11 protein-coding genes are annotated in these 14,485 nt (G+C 64.3%); all 11 read left to right on the forward strand.

Annotated elements, in window-relative coordinates:
* Nucleotides 1-35: 35 nt before the first annotated feature.
* The 11 genes from AOA14_RS11255 (at nt 36) to AOA14_RS11305 (ending at nt 14,411) form a co-directional block, all read left to right on the forward strand.
* Entirely contained in the window at nt 36-2,249 is a 2,214-nt protein-coding gene (locus tag AOA14_RS11255) for a polysaccharide lyase 6 family protein (protein ID WP_202988242.1), read from the forward strand.
* The gene (locus AOA14_RS11260) at nt 2,246-4,420 is read left to right on the forward strand and encodes a heparinase II/III domain-containing protein (protein WP_082819907.1); all 2,175 of its coding nucleotides are present in this window, start codon (nt 2,246-2,248) and stop codon (nt 4,418-4,420) included. Before AOA14_RS11255 ends, AOA14_RS11260 begins: the two co-directional genes overlap by 4 nt.
* Nucleotides 4,417-5,691, forward strand: coding sequence for an MFS transporter (locus AOA14_RS11265; RefSeq protein ID WP_202988243.1), 1,275 nt, complete (start codon nt 4,417-4,419; stop codon nt 5,689-5,691). Before AOA14_RS11260 ends, AOA14_RS11265 begins: the two co-directional genes overlap by 4 nt.
* 13 nt (nt 5,692-5,704) lie before the next feature.
* Nucleotides 5,705-6,457, forward strand: a complete 753-nt coding sequence (locus AOA14_RS11270; protein ID WP_062901874.1) for an SDR family NAD(P)-dependent oxidoreductase — start codon at nt 5,705-5,707, stop codon at nt 6,455-6,457.
* A 30-nt stretch (nt 6,458-6,487) separates the two neighbouring features.
* Nucleotides 6,488-7,327, forward strand: a complete 840-nt coding sequence (locus tag AOA14_RS11275; protein ID WP_062901875.1) for a rhamnogalacturonan acetylesterase — start codon at nt 6,488-6,490, stop codon at nt 7,325-7,327.
* A gap of 125 nt (nt 7,328-7,452) precedes the next feature.
* On the forward strand, nt 7,453-10,311 hold the full coding sequence (locus AOA14_RS11280) for a TonB-dependent receptor (RefSeq protein ID WP_082819908.1): 2,859 nt from the start codon (nt 7,453-7,455) through the stop codon (nt 10,309-10,311).
* Between the two features lies 1 nt (nt 10,312).
* Entirely contained in the window at nt 10,313-11,215 is a 903-nt protein-coding gene (locus AOA14_RS11285; RefSeq protein ID WP_202988244.1) for an alpha/beta hydrolase, read from the forward strand.
* An 82-nt stretch (nt 11,216-11,297) separates the two neighbouring features.
* Complete coding sequence (locus AOA14_RS11290) at nt 11,298-12,044, forward strand: FadR/GntR family transcriptional regulator (protein ID WP_062767146.1); 747 nt, start codon at nt 11,298-11,300, stop codon at nt 12,042-12,044.
* A gap of 19 nt (nt 12,045-12,063) precedes the next feature.
* Complete coding sequence (locus AOA14_RS11295) at nt 12,064-12,846, forward strand: hypothetical protein (protein WP_062901877.1); 783 nt, start codon at nt 12,064-12,066, stop codon at nt 12,844-12,846.
* Nucleotides 12,846-13,865 carry a sugar kinase gene (locus tag AOA14_RS11300; protein ID WP_062901878.1) on the forward strand — a complete coding sequence of 340 codons (1,020 nt, stop codon included), beginning with the start codon at nt 12,846-12,848 and terminating at the stop codon, nt 13,863-13,865. Before AOA14_RS11295 ends, AOA14_RS11300 begins: the two co-directional genes overlap by 1 nt.
* 159 nt (nt 13,866-14,024) lie before the next feature.
* The gene (locus AOA14_RS11305; protein WP_062901879.1) at nt 14,025-14,411 is read left to right on the forward strand and encodes a hypothetical protein; all 387 of its coding nucleotides are present in this window, start codon (nt 14,025-14,027) and stop codon (nt 14,409-14,411) included.
* Nucleotides 14,412-14,485: the final 74 nt, after the last annotated feature.

Here is a 14,485-nt window from a genome sequence, read left to right on the forward strand (position 1 = left end):
GGTGACGGCGCAGGGCAAGATAAAAGGATGAGGCATTGAAAATCGGTTCGGTTCTGATCCTCGCGCTTCTCGCGTCCGCCGCGACGCCGGCGAACGCGCGCGACCTGCTCGTGTCCGATCCCGCGCAGTTCCGCGCGGCGGTCAAGGCGGCGAAACCCGGCGACGCCATCCTGCTTGCCGACGGCGAATGGCGCGATTTCCAGGCGCTGTTCGTCGGCACCGGTACCGCGACGAAGCCGATCACCCTCGCGGCGCAAACCAAGGGCAAGGTCGTTCTCACCGGTCAGTCGAACCTGCGACTGGCGGGGCGCCACCTCGTCGTGTCGGGCCTCGTCTTCAAGGATGGCGCCAGCCCGACCGCCGAGGTCATCTCCTTCCGGCGCAATTCGTCCGACCTGGCGCGCGATTCGCGTGTCACCGAGGTGGTGATCGACGGTTTCAGCAAGGCCGACCGCCGCGCAGAAGATATTTGGGTCGCGCTCTATGGGACTGGTAACCGCGTCGATCATTCGCATTTCGAGGGCAAGACAAACAGCGGCGTTACCCTGGCGGTCATCCGCAAGGCGGGCGATCCGCTCGATAACCGGCACCGCATCGATCATAATTATTTCGGACCGCGCCCGCCGCTCGGATCGAATGGAGGCGAGACGATCCGCATCGGGACGAGCGAGGAATCGCTGTCGGACAGTCACACGCTCGTCGAGCGCAACATCTTCGATCGCTGCAGCGGCGAGGTCGAGATCGTTTCGGTCAAATCGGGTGGCAATATCATTCGCGAGAATCTTGTGCTCGCCTCGCAGGGCGCTTTCGTGCTGCGGCACGGCAACGGCAATATTGTCGAACGCAACATCTTCTTCGGCCAGGGGGTTCCCGACACCGGCGGCGTGCGCGTGATCAATCGCGATCAGATCGTGCGCGACAATTATCTGGAGGGGCTTGCCGGCACCTCGTTCAAGAGCGCGATCAGTGTGATGAACGGCGTCCCCAATTCGGTGATCAATCGCTATCATCAGGTCGCCAATGCGCGGATCGAGGGCAATAGCATCATCGACGTCGCGCGCATCACATTTGCCGCCGGAGCCGATGCCGAACGCTCGGCCCCGCCCGTCGACAGTCGGTTCGATCGCAACCTGATCGTCGGGGCTAAGGGACAGGACCCCTTCCGGGCGGAAGGCGCAATCGACGGCATTGCGTTCGCCGACAATGTCGAGGCGCGCGTGGCGACGCCGCTGCTTGGCGCAGGGGTCGAGCAGCGCGAGGTCACGCTCGAACGCGGCGCGAACGGCCTGCTGTATCCGACCGACCCGGCGCTCGCGGCCATTGGCGCACCGCGCGATCTTCGTCCGGTGACGCGCGACGAAGTGGGTGTCAGCTGGTATCGAAGCACAGCGCCCGAAGCGGCGTTCGGCGCTGGCGTCACGCGCCGCGTTGCCGCGGGCGCGTCGCTCGCCGCGGCGGTCGCAGGCGCGCAGCCCGGCGACACGCTGACACTTGCGACTGGCACCTATGATATTCCAGCGCCGCTGACGGTGCGCCACCGGCTGACCATCGCCGGCGCCAAAGACGCAAAGCCCGTGCTCCACATCGTCTCGCAGCTTGCGCGGATCGTCGGCGGCGGTGGTTTGCGGGTAGAAAATCTGGCGATCGACGCGCACGCCGCCGAAGGCGCCGGGCCGTTGATCGCGATCGAAGCGGGCGCTGCCCCCAATTATGCGGTCGCCCTCGACGGCGTGTCAGTGCGGGGACCGGCCAAGGGGCGCCTCACCGGGGTCTCGATGGCGCCGGGAACCTTCGCTGACGACATCATCATTGCGAACAGCAGCTTCGCCGACATGGGTGTCATTATCGACGGGACCGGCGAACAGGAGCCGAAAGGCTGGTATCCGATGGAGCGGCTGACGATCGCGGACAGCAGTTTTGCCGCCGTCGGCATGATTGCCGATCTGCTGCGCAAGGGGACGGACGAAAGCACCTTCGGTCCGTGGTTTGCGATGACCGGGTCGAATGTGGTCGACAGCGGCACTGACGGCGTGGCGCTGCGCATTTCGGGTGCGCAGCATGTCCGTATTGCGGCCAATGCGTTCGCGAAATCGGGCGCGATTGCGATCATTCATTCGGTCGGCGCGCCCGACACACGGATCAGCGGCAACAGCTTTGCCGCCACCCCGGCGCCGCGGGTCGATGAACTGGTCTATAAAGGCCCGCTGCGCGCAGATCTGTCGAACAATGCCATGGAGGCGCGGCCATGATGCGATCCCTTGCGCTTCTGCTCGCCGCTGCCATGCCTGCCACGGCTGCCGTCGCCGCGCCGCCGCCTTCCGCAGAGCACACCCGATCCTATGCGCCGTTGTTCGCGGCCGAAGTCGAAGCGGCGAAACGCGATGTCGAGGCCTCGATCCGGGCAGGGATCAATGTGCCCGTGCCGAAGGATCCGGGCGGCGGCTTCACCCACGAACAGCATAAGCGCAATTACCGGATCATCTTCGAGGGCGGTCAGCTCTACCGGCTTACGGGCGACGTGCGCTACCGCGACCATGTCCGCGACCTGCTGCTCGCCTATGCCAAGCTTTATCCGACGCTCGGGCCGCACCCGGCGGCTGCGAACCAGGCGGCCGGCCGGCTGTTCTGGCAGAGCCTCAACGACAGCGTCTTCCTCGTCAATGCGGTGCAGGGCTATGCGCAGATCCGCGATGCGCTGACCCCCGCCGAGCGCGCGCGCATCGACGATGGCGCGATCCGTCCGATGGCGAAATTCCTGTCCGATGGGTCGCCTGAGGTGATCGGCCGGATCCATAATCATGCGACCTGGGCCTGCGCCGGCGTCGGGCTCGCGGGCTATTTGCTGGGCGACCGTGATCTGGTCGACAAGGCTTTGCTGGGGCTCGACAAGAGCGGCAAGACGGGCTTCCTGCGCCAGCTCGACCTGCTCTTCTCGCCGGACGGCTATTACGCCGAAGGCCCCTATTATCAGCGCTATGCCTTGATGCCCTTCGTGGTCTTCGCTGCCGCGATCGACGCCAACGAACCGCAGCGCAAGATCTTCGACTATCGCGGCGGCATCGTCCTGAAAGCCGTGCGAACCGCCATCGACGTCACCCACGACGGCTATTTCCTTCCGATCAACGATGCGATGCCCGACAAGAGCTTGCGCACCGATGAGCTCTATCAGGCGGTTGCAATAGCCTATGCCGCGACGCGCGATCCCGTCTTTCTGTCGATTGCCGAGCGGCAGGGGCATACGGTGCTGACACCCGCGGGCGAAGCGCTGGCGGTGGACGTTGCGGCAGGCAAGGCAAAGCCGTGGCCCTTTGCCTCGCGGCTGCTGTCGGACGGGCCCGACGGCAAGGGCGGGGCGCTTGTCCTGCTGCGCGATCGGCCGACGGCGACCGGCCCGCTGCTCGTCGTCAAAAATACCGTGCAGGGCATGGGGCACGGACATTTCGACCGCCTGAACTGGCTCTATTATGACGAGACCGGCGCGGTCGTCACCGATTATGGCGCGGCGCGCTTCCTGAATGTCGAGGCGAAGCGCGGCGGACGTTACCTCCCCGAAAACGACAGCTGGGCGAGTGCGACGGTGGCGCACAATACGCTCGTCGTCGACGAACAAAGCCATTTTGCGGGCGACTGGAAGGTGGGAGAGAAAGTTCCCACCCAGCAGCTCGCGAGCCGCCTCGATGGTCCCACGCGCTATTCGATCGCGGCGATCGACGGCGCATACAAGGGTGTCGCGATCCGCCGCGCGCTGTTGCTGCTCGACATCGACGGGCTCGGCAATCCGCTTATTCTCGATATCCTCCGTGGAACTGGCGGCGGCAGGCATCGCTTTGACCTGCCGCTGCACTTTTCCGGACAGATTATCGACAGTGATATCGTTTTCGATCGCAAGCTGGCCGAGCGGCCGGTGCTGGGCACCGCAAACGGCTACCAGCATCTGTGGATCGATGGCGTGGGCAGCGCGGCGGACAAGGTGGCGGGCAAGGCAGCGCGGCTCACCTTCATGCAGGGCAACCGCTTCTACAGCTACCATATGGCGCCGCCCGCGGGCGCCCGCTTCATCCTCGCGGAAAGCGGCGCAAACGACCCCGAGTTCAACCTGCGCCGGCAGCCTGTGCTGATCCAGCGTATCGACGGCGCCGATAGCGCGACCTTCGTCAGCCTGCTCGAACCGCATGGGTCCTATGACGCATCGGCCGAGACAGTCGTCGGCAGCCGCGCGCGGGTTGTGGGACTCGACCACCGCCGCCTCGGCAATGTCGACCTCGTGGCCATCACGCTGGCCGGCGGCCGCCGTCTGGCGGTCGCGGTGGCCGATAATGTCGCGGCGGACGCACTGCACAGCGTCACGATCGACGGTGCCGCGCATTCATGGACCGGCCCCGTCGGCCGCTTCGATCTTGCCAAGGGAGGCGCAAAATGAAGGGCGGCCTGCGCTGGTGCGTGATCGGCCTCATCGGCCTCGCCACCGTCATCAACTATATCGACCGTAACGCGCTCGCGGTGATGTGGCCCGAAGTGTCGAAAGACATTGGCGCCACCAAGGAAGATTATGCGCTGCTCGTAACAATCTTCATGATCGCCTATGCCTTCGGTCAGTCGCTGTTCGGGCGCGTGTTCGACGCGATCGGGACACGGATGGGCTTCACCATCTCGATCCTTTTCTGGTCGCTGTCGATCGCGGCGCACGCGCTTGTCCGATCGATGCCGCTGCTCGGCGTGCTGCGCGCGACCTTGGGGCTCAGCGAAGCGGGGAACTGGCCAGGCGCGGCCAAGGCCAATGCGCTCTGGTTTCCCTCGCGCGAACGCGCGCTCGCCCAGGGCATATTCAACGCCGGTGCGTCGCTGGGCGGGATCGTCTCGGCCCCTCTCGTCGCATTGCTTTTCGTCCAGTTCGGCTGGCACGGCACCTTCCTGATCGTCGGTATCTTGGGCTTCGTCTGGCTGGTTCCGTGGCTATGGTTCTACAAAGGCGACCCTGAAAATCATCCCTGGCTCAGCGAAGCGGAGCGTCAGCATATTCTGACCGGCCGTGCCGAGGCCGGGCCGGGCGATGATCGCCGCGTGCCGCTCGGCGAACTTCTCCGCCATCGGCAGAGCTGGGGCGTCATCCTGTCACGCTTCTTCCTCGATCCGGTGTGGTGGTTGTTCGTATCGTGGCTGCCGATCTACCTTGCGGAGACCTTCGGCTTCGACGTGAAGCAGATCGGGCTGTTCGCCTGGGTTCCCTTCGTCGGCGCCATGCTGGGCAGCCTGTTCGGCGGTTGGCTGGCGGGGCGGATCATCGCTTCCGGCGGGAGCGTCCACAAGGCGCGCACGCTGACGATCGGCATTGGTTGCGCGATCATGCTCCCCACGCTGCTTGCGACGATCGGTGCGGACGATCCGCTCAGCGCAGTCCTGCTGATCGCGGGGATATTGTTCGGTTTCCAGATGGCGATCGGCAATATCCAGACGCTGCCGAGCGATTATTTCGGCGGCGGGGCGGTCGGTAGCCTTGCCGGGATCAGCGGCACCGCCGCGGTCGCCGGGACGCTGATCACCACCTGGCTCGTGCCGGTCCTCACAAAGAATGGCTATGCGCCGATCTTCGCGCTGTCGGCGGCGATCGTTCCGCTCTCCTTCCTCGCATTTCGACTGATCGGCGGCCGCGTCGAACCCGTCGCGACTGCGCCCCGCAACACCCAAGAATAAGGAAAAGAATTCGATGAATCTCCAAGGAAAAACTGCGCTCGTCACCGGCGGCGGCCGCGATATCGGCCGGTCGGTATCGATCGCGCTCGCGCGCGCCGGAGCGCGCGTTGCGATCAATTACAACAGCGGTCGGGAAGCCGCGGAAGCAACGCTGCAGGCGATCCGCGACGCGGGCGGCGACGCCTTTCTGGTCCAGGCCGACGTGACTGACAGCGCCGCGGTGCGCGCAATGCTCGACGAGGTCGGCGTCGCGTTCAGCGGCCGCCTCGACATCCTCGTCAACCTTGCCGGCGGAATGGTCGCGCGCAAGACGCTGAGCGAGATGGACGAGGCCTTCTTCGACCATGTCATGACGCTCAACCTCAAATCGGTCTTCCTCGTCCTCCAGGCTGCCCTGCCTTTCCTCGGCGAGGGATCGGCGGTGGTCAATGTCTCGAGCCAGGCCGGACGCGACGGCGGCGGCCCCGGCGCATCGGTTTATGCCACCGCGAAGGGCGCCTTGATGACCTACACGCGGTCGATGGCAAAGGAATTGGGGCCGCAGGGTATCCGCGTCAATGCGGTTTGCCCCGGACTGATCGGTACAAGCTTTCACGACATTTTTTCGAAGCCGGAGGGCCGCGCGGCGACCGCCGGAAACACACCGCTGCGCCGTGAAGGCCATCCCGACGAGGTCGCGGATACCATCGCCTATCTTGCATCGCCTGCGGCGAGCTTTCTTGCCGGCGTCTGCCTCGACGTCAACGGCGGGCTCTATTTTTCGTGACGATGTAGTCCATAGCAGAAGGGACAGGATATGCGCTGGTTAGCCATTCCGCTGTTCGCCGCCGCGCTTGCCGGCGGCGCGCAGGCCAAGGAGCGCGAGCGGACCGATGCCGAGCCGCTTTCGCCCTACAAGATCATCCTCGTCGGCGATTCGACGATGGCGCCGCACAGCGGCTGGGGCGGCGCCTTCTGTGCCGGCCATGTCAAATCGTCGGTGGCGTGCGTCAACGCCGGGCGCGGCGGTCGCAGCACGCGCAGCTACCGCCAGGAAGGAAGCTGGGACATCGCGCTCGGCGAAGCGAAGGTGCCGGGCTATCGCACAACCTATGTGCTCATCCAGTTCGCGCACAATGATCAGTCGAGCAAGGCCGAACGCTGGACCGACGAGACGACCGAATTTCCTGCAAATTTGCGGCGCTTCGTCGATGACGTGCGCGCGGCGGGAGCGGTCCCGGTGCTCGTGACGCCGCTGACGCGCCGCGAGTTTCGCGATGGCGAGCTTCGCAACACGCTTGCAAGCTGGTCGGATCAGGTTCGCAACGTCGCCAAGGCGATGGACGTGCCGCTGGTCGATCTCAATGCGTTGAGCGCGGCGCAGGTGCAGAAGATGGGCGCCGAGACGGCGACGCAGCTGGCGCAGGAGCCGCCGAGCGACGAGGAGCTTGCCGCAGCCAGAGCGGGGACCACGCTCGCGGCGCGTCCCGCGCCGCCACCGCCGCCGCCGATTACCGGCAAGGGCGCGCGGGGGCAGGTGACACGCAAGTTCGATTATACGCATCTGGGCGCCGTTGGCGCGGAAGTCACGGCGCGCCTTGTTACGCAGGCCCTCGCTGTCGCGGTGCCGGGGCTGGCGAGCCAGCTCGTCCCCTGACGGGGCTCGATTGCGGGGCGTAAAATTGGTCATACCAATTTAGCTTACACAATGGTTGACAAAATATATGCAATGTTCGACCATATTGGTCAGAACAGAATCAAGATATTCGAGGGAGAGACGGCGTGAAGGTTCAGCAGCAGGTCGATAATCGTGCGCTTCGCGCGGCTTTGCTGGCGGGGGTCGGGCCGCTGCTGCTGCTTGCGGCCCCAGCGGCGGCGCAGGATGCGACCGGTTCTGCTGAAGGCGCGGCGACTGATGATGATGCGATCGTCGTCACCGGCATCCGCGAGACGATCCAGAATTCGATCAGCGTAAAGCGCCGCGAGACGGCGATCGTCGACGCGCTGTCGGCGGACGATATCGGCGACTTGCCGGCGCTGTCGGTGGGGCAGGCGATCCAGACGATCACCGGCGCCACGACGCACCGCGAAAAGGGCGATGCGTCCGAAATCGCGCTTCGCGGCCTTGGCCCTTTCCTGTCCAACGCAACCTTCAACGGCCGCGATGCGACCAATGGCAGCGGTGACCGTTCGGTGAACTTCAATCAGTTTCCGTCGGAACTCGTCAACAATATCAAGATCTACAAGACCCAGCAGGCCAATCTGGTCGAAGGCGGCGTTGCGGGCACGATCGAGATCGGTACGCTGCGTCCGCTCGATTTCGGCAAGCGTCGCATCCAAGGGGAAATCAAGGGGCAATATAATCCCTATGGCAACCGGATCGTCGGATCGGGTGGGACCGGCTGGCGCGGCACGCTTAGCTATGTCGATCAGTTCGCGAACGATACGATCGGCATCTCGATCGGCTTTCAGCGCAACGACACGAACAACCCCGAAGAAACCTATGCTGCGAGCACCACGTGGAGCGCATGCCGCGCCGACATCGTGGTGACGAACAACAACTGCACCGAACTCGCTCGCGAGGATTATGGCAGCGACATCCCCTATTATCTGGTCCCGAACAGCTATATTTTCCGCCAGATCAGCGAGACCGACCAGCGCGACGCCGCTTTCGGTGCGATCCAGTGGCGCCCGTCGGAACGGATCAACGTCAATCTCGACGTCCAATATTCGGACCGCACCTATGTCGAGAGCCGGCGCGATCTGACGCTGTCCGAAGCGCGGCGCAGTCTCGTCAACGTCGAATATGACGCCAACGGTATCGTTCGCCATCTGGAGGGCCAGAGTTCGCTCGAATCCAATGGGTCCGAACTTTCGCGGTCGGAAGAATATCTGGGCGGCGGCCTGTCGGTCGAGTGGAAGCCGAACGACCGGCTGACGCTGACGGCCGATGGCAGCTATTCGCGAACGATCCGCAAGGAAATCGAGCGCAACTTCCGCCTCCGCACCGATCCGACCGACGTCAACGGCGTGCGCACCGTCTTCAACAATATGCGCATTCCCTACACTTATGATCTTGCGCCGGGCAGCTTCGTCCCGACGATCACGATCGATCCGCGCTTCGATCTCGACAACCACGACCTCTTCTGGGACGATGCCCGCTTCCGCCGCGACGAGGCCAAGCGCCGCAACGAGATTGTCGCAGGGCGCGTCGACGCGATTTATGAAATGGACGGCTTTTTGCGGAGCATTTCGGCGGGTGCGCGCTGGGCGCGGCTGACCTACCGCGACTATGATGTCCGCAACGGCGACTTCAACCAGAATCCGGCCCGGACCGAGGATCAGCGGATCAACAATCTCTGCCGTCAGGCCTTTCCGCAGCGCGATTATCTCACCGCCGCCGACGGCAATGACATTCATAGCTGGGCGACCTTCGATGTCGACTGCCTGTTCCGCGAATATCTCGGCACCGAAGATCCCGGGCTTCCCGACGATATCCGTTCGGTCGCCAACCGCGACGTCACCGAACGCACGCTCGCGGGCTATGTGATGGCCGAATATGAAGGCGATCTCGGCAATCTTCCGGTTCGGGGCAATTTCGGCGTTCGCGTGGTCAAAACCGATGTGACCTCGAACGGGCTGCGCAGCGACCTGGTTATCGTCGACAATGGCGACGGCACCATTCGCCTCGACGACAGCGGCGAGTTCGACACGGTCACGATCAAGAGCGGGACGACGCGCATCCTGCCCAGCGTCAACGCGATTTTCGAGGTCGCGCCAAACATGCTGCTGCGTCTCGCCGGCTACCGCGCGATGTCGCGCCCCGCACCCAGTGCGCTTGGCGCCGGGCGGACCTTTACGCTCGAGGATGGCGGTAGCTTTACCTCGGTCCAGGATGCGATCGAAAATGCGCGCGCAAACGGCAGCCCGCGCCTCAAGCCGCTGATGTCCTGGAATGCCGATGCGGCGATCGAATGGTATCCGAACAAGGATAGCCTGTTGTCGGCGACCGTCTACTACAAGCAGTTCACCGGCGGCTTTCAGCCGGTGGTCTATGACGAAAGCTTCACCGTCGACGGGCAGGACGTGATCGTTCCGGTGATCCAGACGCGCAACAGCCCCGACAAGTCGCGCATTTACGGTATCGAACTGACCGCTGCGACGCGCTTCAGCTTCCTGCCCAAACCGCTCGACGGTCTGGGGGCAAAGGTCAGCTATAATTATGCCGACGCCAATTTCGAAAATCAGGATGTTCGCCTCGGCGACGTCTATGATCCCGAAACCGAAACGGTATCGCCGGGGTTGATCGCGCCAGCCGGTCTGTCAGGCTATTCGAAGCACGTCCTTTCGGCGCAGGCCTATTATGAAATCGGCCCCGTATCGCTGCAGGCAATCTATAATTACCGGTCGAAATATTATCAGGACTTCGTCGGCGGCAACAGCCAGCTGCGCTACGTCGGGCCCAGCGAAACCGTCGATTTCCGCGCCTCGCTGGCGCTGATGCGGGGTGTTTCGCTGCGCTTCGAGGCGATCAATATCTTCAACGAACCGAAGGCGACCTACATGCCGGTCTATGGCAGCAGCCGCCAATATCATTATTATGGGTCGAAATATTTCATCGGCATCCGGGCGCGGATCTAGCTTGTCCCGCCGGCTTGTCCTCTCCGGCGTTGCCGCGATGGCGGCGCTCCTCTCACCAGGAGCGTCGGCCACGGATGAAATCGCGCCCGGTCGCGTCGTCAAGGACACCGTTTACCGCACAGTGGGTGACAGGCCGCTGCGTCTCGACCTCTATGTTCATCCAGCCGTCCGCAAGAAGCCGGGCCCGGTCCTCATCCATTTCCACGGCGGCGGCTGGGCCCGCGGCGCGCGCCCCGAAAGCTGGACCGGCTTCCGCCCCTATATCGCCGCCGGCTTTTCGGTGGTTACGGTCGAATATCGCCTCGCCGGCGCGGCGCGGGCACCGGCGGCGGTCGAGGACGCGCGCTGCGCGCTCCACTGGGTCGACGCCAACGCCGAGCGCTATGGCTTCGACCGCGCCCGGATCGTCGTCGCAGGCACGTCGGCGGGTGCGCATCTGGCTTTGATGGCCGGGCTGCTGCCTGACGAAAATGCCATCGATCCTGCCGAATGTCGCGGCGTGGGCCGCGCTGCGGCGGTCGTTGATCTTTATGGTCCGACCGATCTGACAGCGACGAAGGACGCTTCGGGCGCGCGCCACGCCACGGTTGCAAACTGGATCGGGGAGGGGGATGGGGCCGACACGATGGCGCGTCGCATGTCGCCGATCGCCTGGCTTCGCAGCGATGTTCCGCCGGTCTTTATCGGCCATGGCGATGCCGACCCTGTGGTTCCGGTTACCCAGTCGATCGACCTCAAGCGGCGGCTCGATGAACTCGCGGTTCCGGCCGACCTCTTCATCGTACCCGGCGGGGGGCACGGGAAATTCGATGCGGACAGCCAGCGGATGATGACGGCGCGCGCTTTGGCCTTCCTCTGCGGCCGCCGCATTCCCGACCCGCGCGCGTGCGCCGAGAAAAACTGAAACGGCGGACGGTGATGGGCTTCAAACTTGTCCTACCTGATTGTATAGACTTCCTGACATTGGAGCGGGGAGTATATTGACGATGGCCGAACGCCGCCTTTTCGAAGAGATTGCCGATACGATCCGCCGCCTCATTCACGACGGAACCTATCCGCCGGGAACCCGCCTCCCCGGCGAACGCGAATTGTCCGAACAGTTCGAGGTCAGCCGCGTGACGATCCGCGAAGCCGAGATTGCGCTGCAGGCAACCGGGTGGATTCACATTCGGACGGGCGCGGGTGCCTATGTCGCGACGCCGCTTCCCGACGACAATTCGATCCTGCCCAAGGTCAGCGCGTTCGAACTGACCGAAGCGCGCTCGCTGTTCGAAGCGGAGGCGGCGGCGCTGGCCGCCCCGACGATCTCGGCCGAAACGCTGGCGAAGCTCGACGAACTGCTCGCGGCAATGGCCGACGATGGCAAGAGCGAAGAGGAAGTGAGCGCGATCGACCGCGAATTTCACATGACGATTGCCGCGGCGTCGAACAACAAGGCGATCATCCACGTCATCGAACGACTGTGGCGGATGCGTCTGGAACTGCCCGAGGTCAAACAGAGTCACTCGCTCGTCTGCCGCAAGGATGGCAGCGCGCGGCAGGCCGAACATGCCGATGTGGTCGAGGCCTTGCGCCGCCGTGACGCCGCGGGCGCGCGGCTCGCGATGCGCCGGCACTTCAATCGCCTGCTCGAATCGATGCTCGACGAAACCGAAGAGCGCGCGCTCGACGAACTGCGCCGCCGGGCAGCCGAAAGCCGCGAGCGCTATCTGCTGAGCGCGAAGCTCGCCTGACGATGGGACGCCCGCCCGGATGACCGTTCAACTTCGCGCCGACGATGGGACGGCTTCCCTTGCAAATGCCCGCCGGCGCGGGACGGCGCTGCCGGCTTTTCCCCAGCCGCTCCCCGCGTCACTCGACGAAGCCTATGCCATGCAGAACCGGATCCTGATGTCTTTGGAGATGCCGGTGCTGGGCTGGAAAGTCGGCCGTATCCCTGCGCCTATGGTAGCCACGCTGGGCGCCGAGCGTCTCGCTGGGCCGGTTCTGCGCTGCACTACGCTCACGGTATCGCCGGGGGAGGCACGGGTCTTTCGCGGCGGTGCGGGGGCGATCGAAGCCGAGGTGATATTGCGGCTCGACGCGGTGCCCGGCCATATACCGCCCGCCGATCGCGTGCTCGACTATATCGGCGAGATTCGCGCAGGGTTCGAAGTGGCCAGTTCGCCCGCGCCCGACGTGCATGATCATGCGCCCTGGTCGATCATCGCCGACCTCGGCATCAACAATGGACTGTTGCTGGGGCCATTGCTCGACCGGGGCATATTCGACCAGCTCGACGTCGAAACGATGGTCGCAGGAACGGTGGTCGGCCGCGGGCGCGCGCGCGATGTCCTCGACGGGCCGCTGGGATCGGTGCGCTTCCTGATCGAGCAGCATCTGAAGGGGCGTATCGCACTCGAGCCGGGGCAATGGCTGTCGGCGGGCGCGATAACGGGCGTACACCCGATCCGCGTCGGCGAAACCGCACATGCGACCTTCGGCTCGGCGATTGCCATTGGCTGCACCGCGATAGCCGAAACCGGACTGGAATAATGACAGCAAAACCCTTTACCGTCGCCTGCTTCGGCGAAATCGTGATGCGCGTGTCGGTGCCGGATGGTGAAATGCCGCTGCAATCCCCGCGCTTCGATGCCTTTGTCGGCGGGGCCGAGGCCAATGTTGCCGTGGCGCTTGCATCGCACGGCTTGGCAGTCCGCATGATCAGCGCTTTGCCCCGGGGCCCCATCGGCGACGCGGCAATCCACACGGTTCGCGCGCACGGGGTCGACACGACCCGCGTCGAACGGCGCGAGGGACGGATGGGCCTTTATTATCATATCCCCGGCGGACCCGTACGGCCGGCAGAGGTGCTGTATGACCGCGCAGATTCCGCCTTCGCGGCGATGGCGGCAAGCGACTGGAATTGGGCCGAACTGCTCGCCGGCGCCGACTGGCTGCACCTTTCCGGCGTGACCCCCGCGCTGGGCCCGCAATCGGCGGAGGCCGCCCTGGCGGCGGTGGAGGCGGCCAGTGCGGCGGGCATCGGCGTCTCTTTCGACGGCAATTGGCGCGGCCGCCTGTGGGAGAAATGGAACGACGATCCGGGCGCGATCCTCCGCCGGATTGTGTGCAGAGCGAGCATCCTGTTCGGCAACCATCGCGACGCATCCCTGCTTCTGGGCCGCGCGTTTTCGGGCGACGGCGAAAGCCGGCGCCGGGCCGCCGCGCTGGCGCTTCTCGAAGAATATCCGTCGCTTCAATATGTCGCATCGACGGCGCGGCGTATCGTCGGCGCGACCGATCACCGCATCGCGGCCCGGGTGGACGCCCGCGACTGTTTCGCAGCGACCCCTGAAATCCGGATCGAACCCATCCGGGACCGCGTCGGCACGGGCGATGCGTTTGCCGCAGGTGTTCTCGATGCGATCTGGCAAGGCAGCGGGGCAGAAGGCGCGGCGCGGTCGGGCCTCATTCTGTCGGCGCTGAAACATGGCGTGCGGGGCGATTTTGCGCCTTTTCCCCGCGCCGTGACGGACGCGACGTTTTTCGAAGCATCCGATGTGGTGCGCTAAAATCGCTAGGTGCCCGCTTTACCGCCTGCTTCGGGCATCTAAAATGCGGATCGAGGCAGTAGCCAACTGACATCCGCTTCCGGATCACCCTCGATCTAGATGCGACGGCAGGAAACGACTGATTGCGGACCTCTGGATATTAAGTAAAGCTCAGGTCCTGTGACAGACTTTTGGCCTTTGGGACTGGCAGCCCTTGAGGCGATCGGGACAGAGTCTGCCGAATGGGCAGCGATTGTCGATCAGCTTTCCAAGCGCGGTAAGGTGCGTTCACGGGACAACACAGGTGGCGGGATCTTCGTGGAGATAGAGCCTGGGCCCGGTGGTACTGAGATTGTCCGGAAACTTCAGGCTTCTCAGAAAGATGTGTGGCTCAGCGTCGAGCGGCTGGATCACGGCCTCGGGATTATCCTTCATCTGAAGGGTGATGGCATAGCACTCCTGGAGGGGTATGCGGTCGGTCTCGAGGACACATTGAAGATCGATTTTGAGCGCGCCCGCTTCGAAGTCACTAACAAGCCCGGACCGCTAGCAACGAACGACAGCTAACCACCCCATTTAAGACGCCAAGTAGCGGAGATGGGACGCGAGGCGCAATCGGCGAGCGATAGCGAAACGGCATG

This window comes from Sphingopyxis terrae subsp. terrae NBRC 15098 (genome assembly GCF_001610975.1).
GTDB lineage: Bacteria > Pseudomonadota > Alphaproteobacteria > Sphingomonadales > Sphingomonadaceae > Sphingopyxis > Sphingopyxis terrae_A.